This window comes from Klebsiella sp. 141251, assembly GCF_050600725.1.
Classification (GTDB): Bacteria; Pseudomonadota; Gammaproteobacteria; order Enterobacterales; family Enterobacteriaceae; genus Klebsiella; species Klebsiella aerogenes.
Genome location: NZ_JAQIRG010000005.1, coordinates 50204 through 72098, shown reverse-complemented (window position 1 = coordinate 72098; position 21895 = coordinate 50204). Strand labels below are relative to the sequence as shown.

Below are 21895 nucleotides of genomic sequence, written 5' to 3'. Positions count from 1 at the left end.
TCCCTCTCAGATGGACAAATTATTTATTTTCATACGCATCATTTCGCTGAGCGCTGGCGATGCATCGCTTTTCACGCCTGCTTCCCAGGCCGCGCGGGCGCCCTGCTTGTCGCCTTTGCTCAGCAGAATTTCACCACGCAAATCGGCGACGATAGCGGTCCAGCCTTCGCCTTTAATGCCTTCCAGGGTTTTCAGCGCCGCATCCGGCTGCTTGAGCTGCAGCTGTACGCGGGCCAGACGCATATTGATAACCGATTTCAGGTTATCATCGGAGGCGGCAGTCAGCCCTTGTTGCAGCTGCTTCTCCGCGCCCTGCAGATCGTTTTTGTCGACCAGACGCTGCGCGAGCTCCAGCGATGCGAACGCGCCATAGGTGTTTTTACTGTCGGCGGCGAATTTCTCCGCCGCGGTCAGCGTTTCAGGCGTACCCGATTTCAGCGCGGAAATGGCATTTTCGTAGGCCAGAGAGGAATCCCGGGCCGAATCCAGCTGATGGGAAGTCCAGTAGCGCCAGCCAACCAGCGCGCCGATCCCTAAAATCACCCCGACGGCCAGCGCTTTACCGTTCTCGGCAAAGAAACGCTTGAGGGCGTCGACCTGCTCGTTTTCGTTGTTGAAAGTTTCCACGCAGTCCTTCTCCTGACTAATGGTTTCCGGGAAATTAACCCAGAAGTGTGCGCAAATGCGCGGCAACGCTATCCTGCGTTACGGTAGTTTGCTCACCTGAGCGTAAATCCTTCACTACCACGTTTCCGTCAGCAATTTCTGACTCACCGACCACCAGCGCAACGCGCGCGCCCCACTTGTCAGCGCGAGCGAACTGCTTCTTAAAGTTACCGCCGCCGTGGTTAGTCATCAGCTTAACGCCGGGCAGCGCATCGCGAACCTGCTCAGCCAGACGCATTGCTGCGGACTGAGTATCGGTACCGGAGGCTACCAGGTATATATCGACAACAGGATCGGCTTTAAATTCCGGATTGACTGCCTGAACCAGCAAAACAAGACGTTCCAGGCCCATCGCAAAGCCAACGCCCGGCGTCGCGCGACCGCCAAGCTGCTCAACCAGACCGTCGTAACGGCCGCCGGCGCAGACGGTGCCCTGCGAACCGAGGCTGGTGGTGACCCACTCAAATACGGTGCGATTGTAATAGTCAAGCCCGCGCACCAGACGCTGGTTGACGGTATAGCGAATTCCGGCCGCGTCGAGCAGCGCGCACAGACCGGCGAAGTGTTCTTTGGACTCGTCGTCCAGATAATCGCCCAGCGCCGGCGCATCGTTCAGCAGCGCCTGTACTTCCGGATTTTTAGAGTCCAGCACGCGCAGCGGGTTGGTATACATGCGGCGTTTGCAGTCTTCATCAAGCTTATCTTTAAATTGTTCCAGATAGGCAACCAGCGCGTCGCGATAGGCGGCACGCGCCTCCAGCGAACCGATGGAGTTCAGCTCAAGGCTGACGTGATCGGAAATGCCCAGCTCGCGCCACCAGCGCGCGGTCAACATGATAAGCTCGGCGTCGATGTCCGGCCCCTGCAGGCCAAAGACTTCCGCGCCAATCTGATGGAACTGACGGTAGCGTCCTTTCTGCGGACGTTCGTGGCGGAACATCGGCCCCACGTACCACAGACGCTGTTCTTGATTGTACAGCAGACCATGTTCGATGCCGGCACGTACGCAGCCCGCCGTTCCTTCCGGACGCAGCGTCAGGCTATCGCCATTGCGGTCTTCGAAGGTATACATCTCTTTTTCAACCACGTCGGTCACTTCGCCGATCGCGCGTTTGAATAACGGGGTCTGCTCTACAATCGGCAAACGAATTTCGCTGTAACCGTAGCTACCAAGCACCTGCTTCAGTGAGCCTTCAATGCGCTGCCAGAGAGCGGTTTCGCCCGGCAGATAATCGTTCATGCCACGGATGGCTTGAATGTTCTTTGCCACGTTTATTCTCTTTATATATAAAAATGAACCCCGGCGCCTTGCGCCCGCAGGTTCAATCATACACGGGAAGCGTATTGCTTCCCAACACGTTATTTTGCTTCAACCTGCTGAACTTCAATACGACGCGCTTCATCCAGCATGGTGGCTTTCGCGCGGATACGCGCTTCCAGCTGGTCGATCATGTCATTATTGTCCAGTCGGTCTTTGCGCACGCCGTCTTCATACAGGCCGCTTTTCTTGTTGCCGCCGGTGACGCCGAGGGTAGAAACCAGCGCTTCGCCTGGGCCGTTAACCACACAGCCGATGATCGAAACATCCATCGGAGTGATGATATCTTCCAGACGCTGCTCCAGCGCGTTCACCGTACCGATGACGTCAAACTCCTGACGCGAGCAGGTTGGGCAAGCGATAAAGTTAATACCGCGGGAACGGATGCGCAGCGACTTCAGGATATCGAAGCCGACTTTAATCTCTTCCACCGGATCGGCTGCCAGCGACACGCGCAGGGTATCGCCGATCCCTTCAGACAGCAGCAAACCTAAACCGATCGCGGATTTTACCGCGCCGCTACGCGCGCCGCCGGCTTCGGTGATCCCGAGATGCAGCGGCTGATCGATCTGCTTCGCCAACAGGCGATAGGATTCAACGGCGAGGAAGACATCAGAAGCTTTTACGCTAACTTTGAACTGATCGAAGTTCAAACGATCGAGATGATCGACGTGACGCATGGCGGACTCTAACAGCGCCTGCGGCGTCGGCTCGCCGTATTTTTCCTGCAGATCTTTTTCCAGCGAACCGGCGTTGACGCCGATGCGGATAGGAATGTTTTTGTCGCGCGCGCAGTCCACGACCATGCGGATACGCTCTTCGTTACCGATGTTGCCTGGGTTGATGCGCAGGCAATCAACGCCATATTCCGCGACTTTCAGCGCGATACGGTAGTCAAAGTGGATATCGGCGACCAGCGGGACGTTGACCTGCTGTTTGATGAGCTTGAAAGCTTCCGCTGCGTCCATCGTCGGGACGGAAACGCGGACGATGTCCGCGCCCACGCGCTCCAGCGCTTTAATTTGATTTACCGTCGCGGCCACATCGGTGGTGCGAGTATTGGTCATCGACTGTACGGCGATGGGAGCCCCATCGCCAATCGGCACATTACCAACGTAAATGCGTTTGGACTTTCTACGTTGAATCGGAGCCTGGTTATGCATGAAAAATCTCCCGCGTTACCCGTCTGTTACTGCGCCGGTGATTGTTCGGCATTAAGGGTCAGACGCGCAACCTGGTTAGTTCTGATAAAACGACTCAAATCGACTGGTTTGCCCAGATACTGGATTTGTACCGCAGCCGGGGCGCCGATTTTCAGCTTATACGGCGCCTGACCGCTCAGGTTCAGGTTCCCGCCTTTACGCTGCAGGCCGCTGAACAGTTTTTTACCGGTCGCATCGCTCACTTCCAGCCAGCAATCGGCGCTAAAGTTCATTACCAGATCCTGAGCGGAAGCCGCCGCTGCGGCATTGGCCTGATCGGTAGGCAATGCGGAGGTCGGGGCTGGCGCAGCCGGCGCGGTGGCGGCGGTATCGACGTTCGCCTGCGAAGGGGCGACCACGGCGTTGTTATCCGCCGGCGCGGAGGTAGCCGCTGGCGCGCTCGCGGCTGGCGCAGTCGAGTTATCGACCGGCGCGCTATTGGTATTGGCTGCCGTCGTATCCGGCGCGTTATTCGCCGAACCGGTGTCCAGCGGAATTGACTGGCTGCCGCTATCGCTACTGTTCAGATCGCTGGAGGATTGATCGGCCATGCTGGTGATCTCTTCCTGCTGCGCTTTGTGGTCTTGCCACCACCATGCGCCGCTCAGGCCGATAACCACAAACAAAATCAGCCAGGTAAAGCTCATCAGCCAACCGTCGCGTTTTTTACGACGTTTACCCAGCGAGAAGCTCTGCATCGGCGCCACTTTGGCGGCGCGAATTGGCGCTTGCTTCGCCATCATCGGCAGCAGTTCTTCTTCCGGGATATGTACGAGGCGAGCGTAGGAACGGATATAGCCGCGCAGGAAGGTCGAAGCGAGATCGGCTGGCGCCTTATCTTCTTCAATATCACGAACCGTGGAAACCTTCAGGCATAAGCGTTCAGCCACCGCTTGCTGGCTGAGTCCGAGTTGTTCGCGGGCATTACGCAGGCGCGCGCCCGTAGAGTTTGCTTCTTGATGGTCTTGAGTGGCTTCAGTATTCATTCGCTACAACTACTGGTACGTGAAATTTAAAGTTCAGCGCGGGAAAGAGCCTGCGCCGCGAGACACTGCTCAACGTCAACCGACAGTATAAGGCTGTCCGGGCGACTATCACAGAGACTTATCAATATTGAATGCTAAGCGGTTGTTGTACCGCTACATACTGCCTCAAAGTCGACAAAAACGCACCGTAATTATTAACCGAATCAGCGTATTTCGCCTGGCAATTCGACATATTTATGCAGCGCGCAGCGAAAGCTGTGCGCTGCATAACTTATCAGACGGCTTTCACGTCGATCGCTTCGCCCTGCATACGCTTACGCAGCGTACGTTTGGTACGGTCGATTACGTCGCCCGCCAGCTGGCCACAGGCAGCATCGATATCGTCGCCGCGGGTTTTACGCACGATGGTGGTGAAACCATATTCCATCAGCACTTTGGAGAAACGATCGATACGGCTGTTAGAACTACGGCCATACGGCGCGCCCGGGAACGGGTTCCATGGGATCAGGTTGATCTTGCACGGCGTATCTTTCAGCAGCGCCGCCAGTTCGTGGGCGTGCTCGGTACCGTCGTTGACGTGATCCAGCATGACGTACTCGATAGTCACGCGGCCCTGGTTGGCATTGGACTTCGAAATATAGCCGCGCACCGAGTTCAGGAAGGTCTCAATATTGTACTTTTTGTTAATCGGTACAATTTCGTCGCGGATGGTGTCGTTCGGCGCGTGCAGAGAAATCGCCAGCGCAACGTCGATCATATCACCGAGTTTATCCAGCGCCGGCACCACGCCGGAAGTGGACAAGGTCACGCGGCGTTTGGAGAGACCAAAACCGAAATCATCCAGCATGATTTCCATCGCCGGAACGACGTTGTTGAGGTTCAGCAGCGGCTCGCCCATTCCCATCATTACCACGTTGGTAATTGGACGTACGCCGGTAGTCTTCACCGCGCCGACGATTTTCGCCGCGCGCCAGACCTGGCCGATAATTTCGGAAACGCGCAGGTTACGGTTGAAGCCTTGCTGAGCGGTGGAGCAGAATTTACATTCCAGCGCACAGCCAACCTGTGAAGAGACGCACAGCGTGGCGCGGTCTTCTTCCGGGATGTAGACCGTTTCAACGCGCTGATCGCCAACGGCAATCGCCCACTTAATGGTGCCGTCGCTGGAGCGCTGCTCTTCAACGACTTCCGGCGCGCGGATCTCGGCGACTTCCTTCAGTTTGCCGCGCAGGACTTTGTTGATGTCGGTCATTTCATCAAAGTCATCGCAGCAGTAGTGATACATCCATTTCATCACCTGATCGGCGCGGAAAGGCTTCTCGCCCATGTTTTTGAAAAACTCGCGCATCTGCTGACGGTTTAAATCCAGCAGGTTGATTTTGGCATCTTTATTCGGCACCGTCAGAGCGGCGGTATCAGGTGTGACAATTTGTTCAGACATAATTTTTCCGGCCTCGTTATTACACGTTATGGCCCCAGGTGGGTTGAAAAAGAAACGCCCCGGAGAGCGACTGCTCGTCCGGGGGCGCTATATTCTACAAATTCTGGCGCATCATTGCCACGTTTGCACAAAGCAATGATAAAAAAATCTGTAACTGACTGCTCAATCCTCTAAGGCTTTTCGATTGTCAGGCCACGCCGCGACGGTCGAAAAGACGAGGGTCGTATCTCCAAAGTATTTCAGGTCACAGCGAGGCGGCGAGTTCGCAAATCCCCGGGAGCATAGATAACTATGTGACCGGGGTGCGCGAATGAAGCCAACAAAGCTGTGGCGTGAAAGACGCAGGAGATTAGCGAGTACGCGGGCAAACCTCGCCTTCAGCAAAGAAGAACGCGATTTCGCGAGCAGCAGACTCTACAGAGTCGGAACCGTGGGTGCCGTTCTCGGTGAAGCTGTCAGCGTAGTCAGCGCGCAGGGTACCGGCCAGGGCGTTGTCCGGGTTGGTCGCGCCCAGCAGGTCACGGTGACGCTGAACCGCGTTTTCGCCTTCCAGTACGGAAACCACGATCGGGCCGGAGGTCATGAACTCAACCAGACCGTCGAAGAACGGACGGCCTTCGTGCTCAGCATAGAAGCCGCGAGCCTGCTCAACGGTCAGATGCAGCATTTTGGTGCCGACGATTTTGAACCCTGCAGCTTCAAAGCGAGAAAAGATGCTGCCAATAACGTTTTTTGCCACCGCGTTTGGTTTGATGATGGAAAAAGTACGTTCAATAGCCATGATTACCTCTAATTAAATGTTCTGTTGTTGCACATACGATCGTATGGCCTGGCGCGCATTATAATGAGCAACGTCGGCGATGCCTACGGACGAAGGTAACATTTTGTTAAAATAAGATGAGTATTAGCAACACAAACCGCCAACAACAGATTTACCCTGTTTATTGTAGGGTGAAATTGGCGACCGTCGTTTGCCCCGCCTCATCCATTACCACCAGTTGCCACTCGCCGGGCTTATCGAGCGTAATTATCGTTCTTGCGCCCGCTGCCTCTAACGGTTCACCGTTAATAAACCACCAGCGCCGCCCTTCTCCACCGCTCGTTTGCACGGGTAACATCACCCGCGCCTCGCCCGGGAGCCGTTTTATTACCGCCCCTTCGCGAATGCCGGAAAGCACCAGCGGCGCGGCATCCTGAGTCTGCAGCGGCGGACACGCCTTCGATGCCGTGCCCAGCCGCGCCCGGCGGCGCTCGCTAACCGGCAGCCAGGGTTCTAACGGTAGCGGCCAGACATCAACAGAAGTTTCTGTCGCGCCCGGACAATCCGCGGCGACCCTTTCTCCTGCTGCGTTACGCCACACCGGGAAGCGGATACCGCGCACGCCCTCCTGACCCGGCAGCAGCAGCGTCGGCGGCTGGCTGGCATCCAGAAGCCAGCTGGCTAAGCGCCGGCGGCAGTTGCTATCGCCAACCGGCAGGTCCTGCCCGCCGGGCCAGCAGATAGTGCCGCGGCTGACCGACGGCGGACGCGGGTCGACCGGCAGCCCGCCGCGGCTCATTAACGGACGCGCCAGCAGCATATTATTGACCTGGTTTAACAGCGGCACGGCGCTGGCAAAACCAAACTGCCCCACCACCGGCGTACCGTCTGGCCGTCCGGTCCAGATGCCAATCAAGTAACGCGCGTTGAGGCCTACCGCCCACGCATCGCGATAACCGTAGCTGGTGCCGGTTTTCCACGCCAGCGGCACCGCTTGCGGCAGCGACGCATCGGGTAACGGCTGGGCTTCGCCTGCCAATATCCGCCGGGTGATCCACGCCGCGCCTGGCGACATTAGCGCCCTTTCCACCAGCGGGTCGTCGGGTTTCATGCGCAACCGCGCCGCTTTGCCATGACGGGCGAAAGCGCCGTACGCCGCGACAATATCTTCCAGCCTCGCTCCAGCGCCGCCGAGGATCAGCGACAGATTCGGTTCAGCGCCGGCGGGCAACATCAAGGGAAGGCCGGCATTGCGTAAATTAGCCGCAAAGCGTTTGGGTCCATAGGCCTCGAGCACCTGCACCGCCGGCAGATTCAACGAACGCACCAGAGCCTCGCTGGCGCTCACCGGGCCATGAAACCCGCTGTCGAAATTACCGGGGCGATAATCGCTAAAGCGCCGCGGCACATCCTGTAATAGCGATGCCGGGTGAATCAGCCCGTCATCCATCGCCATCGCGTAGATAAAGGGTTTCAGCACCGAACCCGGCGAGCGCACCGCCGAGACCATATCAATGTGGCCGAAGCGGCTATCGTCGCGGATATCCGCCGAACCCACCCAGCCGCGGACTTTCATGTCAGTGTGATCGACGACGACAATCGCCAGTGAGCTGCGCGGCGGCAGACGTGATTTCCAGTTCATCGCCAGATCTTCAAGCTGCCGCTGGAGCCCGGCATCGAGCGTTGTCGTCACCTTTTCATCACGACTTGTCGCCAGCGCCCGGCGCGCAAACAGCGGCGCCAGCTGCGGCATCTGCCGCGGGAAAAGCCACACCGGCTCTTCCATCGCTTCCTGTACCGCCCGTTGCGGCCAGACGCCCTGGCTGAGCATCCGCTCCAGCACCTTATCGCGAGCGGCCTGGGCCCGCTGCGGCCAGCGGTCCGGGCGTAAACGGCTCGGCGCCTGCGGCAGCACGGCCAGTAGCGCCGCCTCGCCGTAGCTGAGCTGGGCGGGCGGTTTGCCGAGATAAGCCCAGCTGGCCGCGCCGATCCCCTGTAGGGTGCCGCCAAACGGCGCGCGGTTCAGATACAGGGTAAGAATTTCGCTTTTTGACAGATGCCACTCCAGCTGCAGCGCCCGCCATAGCTGGCGTAGCTTGCCGCCAAAGGTGCGCGGATGAGGGTCGAGCAGACGCGCCACCTGCATGGTGAGGGTGCTGCCGCCAGATATCACCCGCCCGGAAGTAAGATCCTGCCAGGCGGCGCGCAGCACCGCGAAGGGGTTGACCCCCGGATGTTTCCAGAACCAACGGTCTTCATACTGAATGAGCGCCTGCAGATAGCGCGGCGAAACGTCAGCGATAGCCACCGGGTAACGCCAGACGCCCTGCGCGTCAGCAAAGCGCCACAGCGGCGTGCCGTCTTCCGCCACCACCACGCGGGCAGGAGTGACTTCATGCAGCGGCAGCGGCCACAGACGGTCGGCCGCCAATAGCGCCAGCCACGACAGAAAAATAAACGCCGCCAGCCAGCGCCAGCGGCGTTTTATGCGAGGTAATGCACGCATTTACGGCGTAACGGTAAGCGGGCCGCTGGCCGCCCCTGTTGCCCGCCACTGCGGTACATACATCGATTCCACCTGCGGCTGCGGAACCTGATAGGTGCCAGGCGTCACCGCCCGCGCCAGATAGACCAGCGTCACCGGCTGACCTTCATTAATGGCGACTGCGGCGACAAAGCGGTCGTCGCGGAACTCGATATGCTGAATATCCGCCTGCTGCATCTGGTTAAGCAGATTTTGTACCGCTTCGCCATTCTCCTGCAGGCTGGCGCTGCTATTGGCCAGGTTCTGGTTTTCCAGCTCAAGGCCCGCCGGCAGCAGATCGACCACCAGCGCGTCAGGAACGTTACGTTTGGCGGTCACCTCCAGCTTGACCAGCACCAGTTCGCCGCTACGCAGCGAGGTCAGCGATTTCTGCTGTCCGTGAGTATCGAAAATGGCGCGTTCAATCCCCAACACGTTGCCGCCCGGCTGCGGCGCGCTTTGCGGATAACCGCTGCTATCGAGACGCAGCCACAGCGGCTGATTGCCGGTATTCGTCACCTGTAGCGCCGCCAGCCGATCGCCGTCGAGATTGCGGGTTTGCGCTTTGTCGCTGGCAAGCGGCTGCGCCTGCAGCGAGGTTTGCGCCTGCCAGTTGCCCGGCAGGTCGGCGAGGGTACGCCCGGCAAGGAACAGCGCGTTGGTTTCCTGGGTCGACAGCCAGCGCTGACCGAAGGCTTCTTCCGACAAGCTGCCCAACAGCTGATTTTGTACCTCCGGCAGCAGCTTGTTCTCTTCCAGCAGCGCCAGTTTCAGCGCATCATCGCGAAGTTGGCTGCCGTAATCGCCCAGCCAACGATTCTCATCCTGGCGCGGCGTGGCAACCGCCAGCTTCATGGCCTCATCGCCGCGCGGCGCATCGCCCATGGTTTTCAGCGCAATACCGAGTTGCAGCAGCGGTAGTCCGGATCGCGCCTGTTCGTGACGGCTCCAGATTTCACGCAAGGCGCCGAGCGGCGCTTTTTGCTGGCGCGCCAGCACCAGCGCGGCGTAGGCCTGAGCGGCAAAGCGGCTGGCCTGCGCATCGTCGCTGTAGCGCACGGTCATCAAACCCGGTTCCTGCAGATAGCGCAGCAGGCGCTCGTTCCCCTTATTAAGGGCTTTGACCGGCACGCTATAGCCCTGCTCGCCAGCGCGGACGAGGAAGTCCATGGCGTAGGCGGTTAACCAGAACTCTTCCGGGCCCTCTTTATCCCATAGCGCAAAGCCGCCGTTTTCCAGCTGCATCTGCAGCAGGCGCGAGATACCAACATCGACCGCCGCGCGGCGTTTCTCATCGCTATCGCCGCTGATCCCCAGCGCTTTTAGCTGCGCCGCGCTGGTGTACAGAGAAGGGAACAGGCCGCTGGCGGTCTGCTCAAGGCAGCCGTAAGGATAGGCTTTCAGCTCGCGAATATAGCGGGCGAGATTCAACGGCGGTTTACCGCTGAGCAGCAGTTGGCCCTGCAGCGTTTGCGGGGCGAACCCCTGACTCTGCGCCGCCGGCGCCTGCCAGCTTTCACCAGGTTGTAGCACCGCGCCGCTATTGACGGTCTGGGCCGGGAATGCCGGACGCACGCCGATTTTCCACTGCTTTTGCAGCGGCGCGAAGGTTTCGCCCGGCAGATTCAGGCCGCTGATGGTGGCATTGACCTGACCATCGCCGAATCCCGCTAACGCGGTCACCGGTATAAACAGCGTGCTGCGGGCGCCCGGCGCCAGTTGTACTGGCGGCAATTGGCCATCGGTCAACGTGACCAACCCGCTGGCGGTAAGATGCACCTGCAGGGTTTGCGGTTTGTCGGTCAGATTACTGAGATCCAGCGCCAGACGCGTGGCGTCGCCGCTGGCAAGGAAGCGCGAGGTATTCAGTTCCGCGATAACCGGGGCGGCAACCACCACTTTATCTTCGCTGCTGCCGAAGTCATCTGCCGTCCACGCCTGAGCCATCACCCGCAGCTCGCCGTTAAAATCACCGATGGGCAACGTCACCGTGCCTTCGCCCTGGTCATTCAACACCACCGGCTGCGCCTGCTGGGCGACGATCGTCACGTGATTAACCGGCGGTTTACCGCCGCGTTTCAACTCGTCGCCATCGCCGCCGAAGCGCAGGCTGGCTAAACGCCCCTGCCCTTCGATTACCTGACCATAGATGTCATAAATATCCGCGCCGTAGCGCTTCTGGCCGAAGAAGGCGTTCCACGGATCCGGCGTGGCGTAATCGGTAATATTCAGCACCCCGCTATCCACCGCCGAGAGCAGAACGTTAACCTGTTTCGGCACCTCGCCCTCCTTGACGCTGGCCTTCACTTTCACCGTCAGCGGCTGATTCGGGCGCATTTTCTCCGGCGCCTCCAGCGCCAGAGACAGACGGCGGTTTTCATCGCCCAGCGGCAGATGCAGCAAGCCGACCGCGCGTTTCGGCGTCGCCGAGCGCGATTTATCGCCGGGGCGAACCACCAGCGTGCTGAGGTAGAGGTCGTGGCGATTCCAGGCTTTATCGACCGGAATCGACAGATCCATGCCCTCAGCCGGGACGTCAATCTCCTGCCACCACAGCGGCCCTTCGCTGGATTCCACCATCGCGTAGCCTTTACCCGCCGCCGGAGCGGCAATATGCAGCTTGATGGTGTCGCCCGGTTTGTAGCCTGGTTTGTCGAGCTTCATCGTCACGCGGTCAGGACGCGCCGCGCCGGCGCCTTCGCTGTTATCCTGCCAGCTATAGCCTGCCCAGAAGCGCACGCTGCTGACGACGTCGTCCGGCCCTTTCACCTCAAGACGATACGAGCCCCACTCCACCGGGAAACTCACTTTGCCGGTCTGCCCGGCCTGCAGATCCAGCGACGTTTCGCCCTCCTGCAGATCTTTTTGATCAAACTGCGACTGCCAGCCCTCACTATCGGACCAGTTCCAGTAGTAGTCGCGCCGCTCGCGGATCAGCCGCACCTGCAGACCGGAGACCGCTTTTTTCTCGCCTTTCGCGTCGGCATAGACGATGTCAAAAGCGGCGTTACTGTTTTCATCCACCACCGGCTGTTTCACCGTGGTATCGGTGCGGTAGTCGTAAACGTCCTTCAGCGTAAATTGCGGGCGGATCCCCGGCAGCGCCTCGGCAGGCCAGATCGGCTGCTGTACGGTGCGGGTCACCGGACGGCCGCCTGATTCCAGCAGGCTGGCCTGCAACACCACCTGCAGCGGCGAGTGGCTATCCTGCCACTGGCTCGAAGTCGTCACTTCTCCATGGCCTTTTTCATCCAGCGTCAGCTGAACTTCGTCCAGGCTGCGGGAGAGGTTTTCTTCCGCGATATCGCCGAACTGGAAGCCCGGCAGCGCCGCGACGGCGTCGCGCAGCGGGCGCAGGAACAGTTTGCCCTGTAGTTGGTTGCCGCTGGCCGGCGCGCCGTAGAGATAGGCGCCGCTGACGCTAAAGGCGACGTCGGCATCCGGGGCTATAGGCGCGGACTGCGGTGTCAGATTCAGCGCCATGCGTTCGGGCATAAAGTCTTCGACGTGGAAATCCCACTCGCGGGGTTGATTATCGCCGGTGCTGGCGCGAATGTGCCACATACCGGTGGCCGCGCCGCTGTCGAGCGGATAAGTAAACTGATACAGGCCATTGACCGGTTTGCTCATCACAGAGCGAATCACCTGGCCATCCGGCTGCACCACCTCCAGCTTCACCGGCTGCTCCGCCAGCGGTTTACCATCGCCGTCGCGCAACAGCGCGTTAAGAATAACCGTTTCCCCCGGGCGATAGAGATCGCGCGGGCCAAACATAAAGAACTGTTTACTGAAGCCAGGAGCGCCAGCGATGGAGAATTCCGCCAGATCCAGCGCCGGCAGTTTAAGGTCAAGCAGCGTAGTCTGCCCGTCTTTACGCGCCAGCAGCAGCGCCGCTTCTTTGTCGGTTTGCAGAGTAACATGGCCCTGGCTATCGCTTTTCGCCTGCGCCAGCGTCTGCCCTTTGGCGTTTAGCAGTTGCACTTCAATTCCCGACTGCGCGGCGCCATTTTCGAGGCTCTGGGTGAAGACATCGAGCCGGTTGTGATAGCGATGCGCCGAGACGCCAATATCGCTGAGGGTGAACAGCGTTGCCGCGTTACTGTAGCTATAATGACCCGCCGGGTTCATCACCGCCACATAGACGCCCGGCTGCTGGAGCGGCTTGATGTCGGTAAGCGGCAGCAGCAGCTTTTCACGGGTATTCCGCGCCGGGTTGAGATCGAAGCGTCCGCTATAAACCAGATCGGCCATCTTCAACAGTTCGTCAGATTCCCAATTGCTTAACGAGTTACGGTATTCCCACTGACTGACGAAGGCTGAAAGTGATTCCGGCTTAATCCGGAAGAAATTGACGTCGACATTGTCGACGTTCAGCGCCATCACCGGCAGCCCGGCGACCACTTTCCCCGGCAGCAGCGAGCCGCGACTGGCGAAACCGACGCTCGGCGCGATATCGCGGGTGGCGATGGTTTTTTCAAAAGGGCTGCCGAGGGTGGCGTCATTGAGGGCAATGAGCGTTGGATCAACGGTGACGATCAATTCACGCTTTGGCTCGAGATGGCGCAGACGCAGCTCTTTGAGATTCGGCGCCAGCTCCCATGCGCCGTCAACCTTGCCGCTTTTCTTATCGACCAGATGGACGCTGCGGGAGAAATCCTGATCCGGCTTGAGCGGAATGGAGAAAGTCAGCACCAGCGTCGCCGCGCCGTCGAGCTGCACTTCAGAAGCGTCGAGCACCGTCAGCGCCTTGCCCTGGCTTTTTTCTTTTAACGTCGCCAGCTGGGCGCTATCCGGTTTTTTCGCGCTATCGGCAGCGCCTTTGTCGGCCGCCGATACGGCCTGCGGTTCACCGCTGTTATCGCAGCCGCTTAATGATAGTGCGGTAAGGAGCGCCAACGATAGCGCCGCTAAACGAAATGGTTTCATCCTTCTAACCCCTAGGCCCAGAGCCTGATGCAATCAATAACGTTCTATTATGCGTCATCGCGGCGATTCTCAACAGCTACCAGCATAGAAACCGCCTATGAATCGGGAAACTCCGTGACCGCCTCCCCACTCCCGCGTCCTTAACTTGTCAGCCCTTTATAAAACGCCGACAATTCATTGATCGATAATAAAACGGAGGCACTCATGTCCACCTCATTCTTTGTCGCCGCCGACTGGCTGGCGGAACATATTGATGACCCGCAGATTCAAATTCTGGATGCGCGGATGGCGCCGGCGGGTCAGGAAGCGCTGCGCGATATGGCGGCGGAATACCGCGACGGGCATATCCCCGGCGCGGTTTTTTTTGATATCGAAGCGCTGTCTGACCACACCAGCCCGCTGCCGCATATGATGCCGCGGGCGGAAACTTTCGCCGTAGCAATGCGCGAGCTTGGCGTCAGCAGCGATAAGCATCTGGTGGTGTATGACGAAGGCAATCTCTTCTCAGCGCCGCGCGCCTGGTGGATGTTACGCACCTTCGGCGTCGAAAAGGTATCGATTGTCGCCGGCGGCCTCGAAGGCTGGCGTCGCGACGAATTGCCGCTGGAAAAAGGCGAACCGGACCTGCCGGAAGGCGAATTTGAGGTGAACTTCGATCCTGAGGTGATCAAACGCTTAACCGATGTGCTGCTGGTCAGCCATGAAGGATCGGCGCAGATCGTAGACGCCCGCCCGGCGGCGCGTTTTAACGGCCTGGCGGATGAACCGCGTCCAGGCTTACGCCGCGGGCATATCCCCGGCGCGCTTAACGTCCCGTGGACCGAGCTGGTGATTAATGGCGAACTGAAAACCGTCGATGAGATGAACGATATTTTTGCACGTCAGGGCGTTGATTTTGCGCGACCGATTATCGCCAGCTGCGGTTCCGGGGTTACGGCGGCAGTGGTGGTACTGGCGTTGACCACCCTCGGCGTCAACGGCGTGTGCCTGTACGATGGTTCATGGAGCGAATGGGGCGCGAGAACGGATTTGCCGATCGAGCCGACCCCTGCCGCTGAGTAAACGCGTCGTGACTGCGGGTCCCCCCTCCCGCAGTCCCTAAATAATTTCTGATTTTCCCCGCCCCTTTCTTCTGCTTCTCGATAAACCGGTTACTCTACCCTGCCGCAGGATTTGTACCTGCCGAATTTGCTCTACCGCCACCCAATTTATAAGGAAATTGAATAATGGCCTTTTCATTACAGAACCTCATGGATGTCGTAAAAAAGCACAATCGCAATCCCTCTCCTAAACCGATGCCGGAAGATGAGGTGGAGCGCCTGCGGGTCAGGAAATACCGCGATCCGCAAAATAGCGAAACCGTGGCGCTTCCGGACAGTTTGAAAGCGCTGTTGGCCTACGATTGTCAACTGAAAAGCCCCCACGGTCAGTTGGTGCTGGAATCGGTTGTGGACTCAATTGATGAACATGGCGTCCTGCTTTCCGACTCGCTGGATGAAGATGCTTATTACATGAATGGTCTTGATATGGCCGGGCTGGACTTTGAAGAGCTGACGCCAATCTGGAACGACGATCCGCGTCTTCCTGCCCTGATTCGCATCAGCCATTCCGGCGATCAGCAGGTATTTATCTATGTCACCGAGCGTGATGAACAGGGTGAATATCCTGTCGTCCGCTTCGAAGGTAAAGAGAATGACCTCTGGCTGGCGGAATCGTCACTGATTGAATATCTGCAAGGGGTCTTTACCGATGAGGAAGAGAGCCATGACGAATGGCAGCGCCAGCAAGCCCTCAACGAGGCACGCGATGGCACCTTGCTGGAGCTGGAATACATTCATGAGGATCTTTACGCCAGGCTTGAAGGCTGCCCTGACTAATTCACGGTCTCGCCTCGGATGGCGAGGTTAACGCGCGCCGCCGGGGCTGCTCCAGGAGAGCGCCTTTTCCGTAACCTGATGTCACCACAAGGAGTGAAAATGGCATTAGTCTCCACCCCACATTCTGCTGATTCATCTCGCCTGCCCTGGCTGGGAGGCATAACCGGCCTGCTGGCGGGCGGCATCATTCTTTATTTTTGGCCGGAATGGAACCGGGCATGGTTAAGCCTGGTTCCTGCGCCGGTTTCCGTTTATACCCGCTTTCTCGGAGTCACTCTGGAACAAGTTCCGTTGATAACCTATTTCCATCAGGCGCTGCTGGGTTTTCTGATGGTGCTGCTTGCTCCCGGATACGGTAAATCGACCCTTGCCGCATGGATGCTGCATAGCCCATCGCCATACCGCCGCTGGCCGGGCGAGATATTACGCGCCTGGAGCATGAAATTTGGCCTGCTGGTCATTGTCTTTTGCAATCTTTTCTTTTTGTCCAGGGTCGGCTCCGGAACTCTGGCGTTATATATCTTTTTTCTCCAGCACGTTAGCGTTGCCGCTGCGGTGGCGTCAGGCGTACTGCTGCTGCGTGATGCCCGACGCCTGACCCACACGTCTCATGCTCAGCTGGCGGACCTGCACCTTCTCATGATACTCACGCTGGGGTGCCAGACGATTTTGCCTGCACAGATCGCGCTAATGAGCGCCCGCGGCGTGAACACACCGTTAGGCTGGTACATTGTTATCGCGCAGATGGCAGGCGTGTTACTGGCGTTAATACTGGTCGGCGGGCTGGTGGCAGCGATACGTTCTCTGTTGGGCGAAAAGAGGTGTCGGGCCTGGCGCGGTGATATGGCGCTCTTCAACGGCATTGTTACGCTGTGCGTAACGGGATTCCTTATCTATAACATGGTGTCAGCCTATCCGCGGCTCTTTACCGCGCTGCATTAACCCTTAGCAAACCCGATTTTCAGCCTCGCACTGGAGACATAAAAAACACAGCGGAGGCTAACGCCCCCGCTTTCAGATTATCCGGTTCTGCTTGAAATCGCGCAGGAAGCTGCCCCAGCGCTTTTCATAGAACGGCGTGATATGGGCAATCATAAAGTGGCTGATGCCCTTCTCGCCTTCTACCACCTGACAAATATCGATAGGTTCATCGCCAGGCAGGGTATCGGTGGCCACGCTGCCGGTGGTCTGGATAACGGATTCAATATCCCCTTCCGCTTCAATACCGATCAACAAGTTGGCCGGCGCGTCGGCGCTCTCTTTAATCGAGCACAGAAACGCCCGCTTGACGGTCTTCAGCGTTTTGAACAGCGTGGTCAGCGAATCCACCATCTGCGCCGGTGGTTCGGCGACCTCAGACAGCAGCAGCGCTTCGCCGCCTTCCAGAACCGTCTGGGTACTGAGCGGACTGCCCTCTTCGCCCAGCAAATGGCTGATTTCTCGCGGGGTGAACTCTTTGCCGCTCGGCAACTTCGGGTTGAGGAACAGCGATTCGCCCAGCGTCATCGCCATCAGCGTGCGCGCTGGCATCATCACGAAGGCCTGTTCCTCTTCTACCGCCTGCTGTAGCGCCTCCAGCGAGGTGAAGAACGGTATGACCGACGTGCCGTCATCTTTTTCCCAATGCTGGAGATCGAGGGCGCTATCTTCGACAACCTGCTCACCGTCCGCCGCGCTACCCGGCACCCACACGGTTGCCTCAAGCAGTGCGGTGAAAAATGCCGGACGATGAGCAGGCTCGGTCGCCGCCTTCTCCAGCAATGTTTCTAATTCATTTTTAGTATCAGACATAGATTCGCTACTTCAAAATCGCCCGGCGGCGCTACGTCCGCGCGGGCCTACGGTTTTCCAGGCCGGGTAAGCGTAACGCTACCCGGCAAGGCCATCACTCAGCCGTCAGCAAATTAGCGATAGTACGCACGCCAAGACCCGTCGCGCCCGCCGACCACTGCTCTACCGCGGCTTTGCGGTACGTCGCGGAGCAGTCGATGTGCAGCCAGCCCTGGTGGTAGTTTTCCACGAAGTGGGACAGGAAGCCCGCCGCAGTGCTGGCGCCGGCCGGATACGCCGCGCTACCGGTGTTGTTCAGTTCCGCGAAGTTAGACGGCAGCTGGTTGCGGTGAAATTCGGCCAGCGGCAGACGCCAGAAGGCTTCATTTTCCGCCTGCGCGCTCGCCAGCAGGCGATTCGCCAACGCGTCGTCAAAACTGAACAGCGCGTGGTAGTCGTTACCCAACGCGGTTTTCGCCGCGCCGGTCAGGGTGGCGGCATCGATGATCAGCTGCGGCTTTTGCGCCGAGGCATCGATCAGGCCATCTGCCAGCACCAGGCGGCCTTCGGCGTCGGTATTCATGATTTCAACGGTTTTACCGTTGCGGTAATGAATGATATCGCCAAGCTTGAAGGCGTTGCCGCTAATCAGGTTATCCGCGCAGCACAGATACAGCTTCACACGTTTGTTCAGACCGCGGGTAATAGCGAAAGCCAGCGCGCCGGTCACGGTGGCCGCGCCGCCCATGTCGGATTTCATCGAGTCCATAAAGGCGCTTTGCTTGATGCTGTAGCCGCCGGAGTCGAAGGTGATGCCCTTGCCAACCAGACAGGCGTATACCGGCGCGTCTTTATCGCCGGTCGGGTTATAGTCCAGCGCCAGCAGGACCGGCGGGCGCTCGGAGCCGCGGCCAACGGTATGCAGGCCAAGATAGTTCTGCTCACGCAGATCTTCGCCTTTGGTGATGCGATAGCTGACCTTTTCGCCCGCCACGCCGCACAGCAGATCGACGGCGCGCTGGGCCAGCTGTTCTGGCCCCAGCTCTTCTGCCGGCGCGTTGATGGTGTCGCGAACCCAATCGATAATTGTCAGGCGGTTATCCAGCTCGCTGCGCTGCGCATCGTCAAGGGTTGGCCATTCGACCTGGCGCTGACCTTTCGGCCCTTTATAGCCGGCCCAAAAGGCCCAGGCGCGATCGGTATTCCAGCCTTCGCCGCTCAGGGCGACGTGCTTGATACCCATGCCGTCAATTTTGCGCGCCGCGCGCTGGATTAATCCCAGGTCGTCTTTACCGTTGAGATGTAAGGCGATACCGTCGTTATTGATACTCCATGTCGCTTTTTCTCCCCAGCGCGCATCGGCAGGCAGAGTAGAAAGCGTAATCTTCATGGCTTCGGTCATTATCTTTATCCTTATTAACAAACGGGCCACCCTATGGCAGCCCGTTAAAATTTTTCCGCTTGAGGCGAAAATTATTCTGCTTCGTCTAACCAGACTAGCAGAATCGCCTCCAGAATTTTTTCATTGGATGCGTTTGGGTCGTCATCGAACTCTTCCAGATCGCAAATCCACTGATGCATATCGGTAAAGCGAACGGTTTTCGGGTCGAGATCCGGGTAAGCGTCATACAAGGCTTCGCCGATTTCGCGACTGTCGGTCCATTTCAGTGCCATATTAGTGCTCGCGTGCGTGGTTGATGGTATAACGCGGGATCTCAACGACCAGATCTTCGTCGGTGACGCGCGCCTGGCAGCTCAGACGGCTGTCAGGTTCCAGCCCCCAGGCTTTGTCCAGCATGTCGTCTTCATCTTCGCTACTTTCCGCCAGCGAGTCAAAACCTTCACGCACGATGCAGTGGCAGGTGGTGCAGGCACAGGATTTTTCACAGGCGTGTTCAATCTCGATACCGCTACGCAGCGCCGCATCCAGAATGGTTTCACCGCTCTCAGCTTCCACAACTACGCCATCCGGACACAGGTCCTGGTGGGGCAGAAAAACAATTTTTGGCATTTTAAACCTCGTCCACGGATTGGCCTTTCAGCGCAGCGCGGACCGACTGGTCCATGCGGCGTGCGGCGAATTCCTGGGTTTGTGTGTCGATATTTTTAATGGCTTCTTTAATCGCGTCTGCATCTTCGCCTGCCGCGGCGGCGCGAACTTGCTCCGCGGCGGCATCGATAGCCTGACGCTCTGCGGCGCTTAACAGCGCGGCGTCGGCGGCCAGCGCGCTTTCCAGGCTCTCCAGTACGCGAGCGGCTTCGACTTTCTGTTCAGCCAGCATACGCGCCTGGATATCCTGTTCGGCGTAGCTCATCGAATCTTTAATCATGTTGGCGATTTCGCCGTCCGTCAGGCCATAAGACGGTTTCACCTGGATTGAGGCTTCCACGCCGGTCGATTTTTCCATCGCCGTGACGCTCAGCAGACCGTCGGCATCAACCTGGAAGGTCACGCGAATATGCGCCCCGCCCGCCGGCAGCGCCGGGATACCGCGCAGCGCAAAACGCGCCAGCGAGCGGCAATCCTGCACCAGCTCACGCTCGCCCTGCATCACGTGAATAGACATCGCCGTTTGACCATCTTTGAAAGTGGTAAACTCCTGCGCGCGGGCCACCGGAATGGTGGTATTACGCGGGATCACTTTCTCTACCAGGCCGCCCATGGTTTCCAGCCCAAGCGACAGCGGGATAACATCAAGCAGCAGCAGTTCGCTGTCCGGTTTGTTGCCGACCAGAATATCCGCCTGTATCGCCGCGCCGATGGCGACAACTTTGTCCGGGTCGATCGAGGTCAGCGGGGTACGGCCAAAAAATTCGCCAACGCGCTCACGCACCAGCGGCACGCGGGTGGAGCCGCCGACCATCACCACTTCCAGCACCTCTTGCGCTTCAACGCCGGCGTCTTTCAGCGCGCGACGGCAGGCCATCAGGGTACGTTTTACCAGTGGGGCAATCAGATCGTTAAACTGGCTACGGCTGATATCGCCCTGCCAGCCGCCTACCGCAACGTGCGCCACATCGGCATCGCTCAGGGCGATTTTCGCCGCAATGGCGGCATCCAGCAGCTCACGCTGCAGACGGTTATCGCTACGGTCGCTGAGGCCCGCCTGCTCACGCAGATAGTCGGCCAGCAGATGGTCGAAATCATCGCCGCCGAGAGCGGAATCACCGCCGGTCGCCAGCACTTCAAACACCCCGCGGCTTAAGCGCAGAATGGAGATATCAAAGGTGCCGCCGCCGAGATCGTAGACCGCAATCACCCCTTCCTGGCCGGAATCGAGGCCGTAGGCGATAGCCGCCGCGGTCGGCTCATTGAGCAAACGCAGCACGTGCAGGCCCGCCAGACGCGCCGCGTCTTTGGTTCCCTGACGCTGAGCGTCATCGAAATAGGCCGGAACGGTAATGACCACGCCGTCGAGATCGCCTGCCAGCGCTTCAGTGGCGCGAGCGGCAAGGGCTTTCAGGATATCGGCGGAGACCCGTACCGGGTTCAGCAGGCCGCCGGCGGTTTGAATCATCGGCAGTCCATTTTCACTGGCCTGCAGCTGGTACGGTAGATGCGGATAGCGGGTTTGAATATCGGCGAGGGAACGCCCCATCATCCGCTTCACCGAGCTGATGGTGTTCACCGGATCCTGAGCGGCATTGAGCCGGGCTTCATAGCCGACGCTCAGCCCCGAGGCGTGATAGTTCACGACCGACGGCAGCAGGTAGCGCCCTTGATGGTCGGGCAGAGTTTCGGCCTGGCCGCTACGCACGGTAGCAACCAGAGAATTGGTGGTGCCAAGGTCGATACCTGCCGCCAATCGACGCTGATGCGGCGCGGCGCTCAGACCAGGCTCACTAATTTGTAATAGGGCCATAATTGCTTCCGAAAATTAAAAGTCGAGCAGTTTTTCTTCGAGTTCTTCAGCACTGCTGCGCAGTTTATCGAGAAAACGGAGCTTGCGTACAGTATCAGCCGCCGCATCCCAGGTCTCGTTTTGCAATTGTTCAACCATCAGTTGATGGCGGGTATCAAACAGCGCTTTTACCCGTTTGATAAAGGTTTCCAGCCGCGCTTCGTCTTTCGCCTGGCCGATATCATCGAGCTCTTCGCGCAGTTCCAGCTGTTCCATCAGGAACGCGGTGTCGCGTACGGTGTGCTGCTCGCTGGCGAGGTCAAAGCCGTGTAGCGAGAGGAGATATTCCGCACGGGTCAGCGGATGGCGCAGAGTCTGCCATGCCTGGTTAATGGTGGCGGAGTGCTGAACCGCAGCCAGCTGTTCCGCAGCGGGCGCGCTGGCGAATTTATCCGGATGGTACTGGCGCTGCAGATCCTGATACCGGACAGCCAGTTGTTCGAGCGAGAGGGTATAGCTGGCTGGTAACCCGAAGAGGGTGAAATAGTCCATAGTAACCTCAGGGTCATGCATCTAAACTAAA

Annotated in this window: 17 protein-coding genes; 3 read left to right on the top strand and 14 right to left on the bottom strand. The window is 58.7% G+C overall.

All coding sequences use genetic code 11. From position 1 onward, the window contains the following. Nucleotides 1-6: 6 nt before the first annotated feature. The 8 genes from PGR09_RS12885 to PGR09_RS12850 form a co-directional block, all read right to left on the bottom strand. Complete coding sequence (locus PGR09_RS12885) at nucleotides 7-627, bottom strand: YfgM family protein (RefSeq protein ID WP_045392715.1); 621 nt, start codon at nucleotides 625-627, stop codon at nucleotides 7-9. Between the two features lie 34 nt (nucleotides 628-661). Then, nucleotides 662-1936 (bottom strand): histidine--tRNA ligase, encoded by a 1275-nt coding sequence (gene hisS, locus PGR09_RS12880; RefSeq protein WP_015703166.1) that lies wholly within the window; start codon nucleotides 1934-1936, stop codon nucleotides 662-664. 89 nt (nucleotides 1937-2025) lie between these two features. After that, nucleotides 2026-3147 (bottom strand): flavodoxin-dependent (E)-4-hydroxy-3-methylbut-2-enyl-diphosphate synthase, encoded by a 1122-nt coding sequence (gene ispG, locus PGR09_RS12875; RefSeq protein ID WP_015370324.1) that lies wholly within the window; start codon nucleotides 3145-3147, stop codon nucleotides 2026-2028. 26 nt (nucleotides 3148-3173) lie between these two features. Beyond that, the gene (gene rodZ / locus PGR09_RS12870) at nucleotides 3174-4172 is read right to left on the bottom strand and encodes a cytoskeleton protein RodZ (RefSeq protein ID WP_348876955.1); all 999 of its coding nucleotides are present in this window, start codon (nucleotides 4170-4172) and stop codon (nucleotides 3174-3176) included. A 274-nt stretch (nucleotides 4173-4446) separates the two neighbouring features. Next, complete coding sequence (locus PGR09_RS12865) at nucleotides 4447-5613, bottom strand: bifunctional tRNA (adenosine(37)-C2)-methyltransferase TrmG/ribosomal RNA large subunit methyltransferase RlmN (RefSeq protein ID WP_015370322.1); 1167 nt, start codon at nucleotides 5611-5613, stop codon at nucleotides 4447-4449. Nucleotides 5614-5962: 349 nt separating this feature from the next. Continuing rightward, nucleotides 5963-6394 carry a nucleoside-diphosphate kinase gene (ndk, locus tag PGR09_RS12860; RefSeq protein WP_004866348.1) on the bottom strand — a complete coding sequence of 144 codons (432 nt, stop codon included), beginning with the start codon at nucleotides 6392-6394 and terminating at the stop codon, nucleotides 5963-5965. Nucleotides 6395-6554: 160 nt separating this feature from the next. Beyond that, nucleotides 6555-8879 carry a peptidoglycan glycosyltransferase PbpC gene (pbpC, locus tag PGR09_RS12855; protein ID WP_430916212.1) on the bottom strand — a complete coding sequence of 775 codons (2325 nt, stop codon included), beginning with the start codon at nucleotides 8877-8879 and terminating at the stop codon, nucleotides 6555-6557. Then, a complete protein-coding gene (locus tag PGR09_RS12850; protein ID WP_430916211.1) occupies nucleotides 8880-13823 on the bottom strand; it encodes an alpha-2-macroglobulin family protein in 4944 nt (1647 codons plus the stop codon). It lies immediately after the preceding gene. Between the two features lie 204 nt (nucleotides 13824-14027). Here PGR09_RS12850 and sseA point away from each other — a divergent pair, with 204 nt between their 5' ends. From sseA to PGR09_RS12835, 3 genes are all read left to right on the top strand, one after another. After that, nucleotides 14028-14885, top strand: coding sequence for a 3-mercaptopyruvate sulfurtransferase (gene sseA / locus PGR09_RS12845; RefSeq protein ID WP_045392728.1), 858 nt, complete (start codon nucleotides 14028-14030; stop codon nucleotides 14883-14885). A 164-nt stretch (nucleotides 14886-15049) separates the two neighbouring features. Beyond that, nucleotides 15050-15700 carry a DUF5066 family protein gene (locus PGR09_RS12840; RefSeq protein ID WP_047078056.1) on the top strand — a complete coding sequence of 217 codons (651 nt, stop codon included), beginning with the start codon at nucleotides 15050-15052 and terminating at the stop codon, nucleotides 15698-15700. Nucleotides 15701-15799: 99 nt separating this feature from the next. After that, nucleotides 15800-16642, top strand: coding sequence for a hypothetical protein (locus PGR09_RS12835; protein ID WP_430916210.1), 843 nt, complete (start codon nucleotides 15800-15802; stop codon nucleotides 16640-16642). A gap of 72 nt (nucleotides 16643-16714) precedes the next feature. Here the strand turns inward: PGR09_RS12835 and sseB are convergent, their stop codons facing one another. The 6 genes from sseB to hscB form a co-directional block, all read right to left on the bottom strand. Further along, on the bottom strand, nucleotides 16715-17491 hold the full coding sequence (sseB, locus tag PGR09_RS12830; protein ID WP_047043418.1) for an enhanced serine sensitivity protein SseB: 777 nt from the start codon (nucleotides 17489-17491) through the stop codon (nucleotides 16715-16717). A 94-nt stretch (nucleotides 17492-17585) separates the two neighbouring features. Next, the gene (pepB, locus tag PGR09_RS12825; protein ID WP_045392740.1) at nucleotides 17586-18872 is read right to left on the bottom strand and encodes an aminopeptidase PepB; all 1287 of its coding nucleotides are present in this window, start codon (nucleotides 18870-18872) and stop codon (nucleotides 17586-17588) included. A 71-nt stretch (nucleotides 18873-18943) separates the two neighbouring features. After that, nucleotides 18944-19144 (bottom strand): Fe-S cluster assembly protein IscX, encoded by a 201-nt coding sequence (gene iscX, locus PGR09_RS12820; protein ID WP_002913954.1) that lies wholly within the window; start codon nucleotides 19142-19144, stop codon nucleotides 18944-18946. Nucleotide 19145: 1 nt separating this feature from the next. Then, a complete protein-coding gene (gene fdx / locus PGR09_RS12815; protein WP_012540871.1) occupies nucleotides 19146-19481 on the bottom strand; it encodes an ISC system 2Fe-2S type ferredoxin in 336 nt (111 codons plus the stop codon). A 1-nt stretch (nucleotide 19482) separates the two neighbouring features. After that, a complete protein-coding gene (gene hscA / locus PGR09_RS12810) occupies nucleotides 19483-21333 on the bottom strand; it encodes a Fe-S protein assembly chaperone HscA (RefSeq protein WP_430916209.1) in 1851 nt (616 codons plus the stop codon). Between the two features lie 15 nt (nucleotides 21334-21348). After that, complete coding sequence (hscB, locus tag PGR09_RS12805) at nucleotides 21349-21864, bottom strand: co-chaperone HscB (RefSeq protein ID WP_047043410.1); 516 nt, start codon at nucleotides 21862-21864, stop codon at nucleotides 21349-21351. Nucleotides 21865-21895 lie beyond the last annotated feature (31 nt).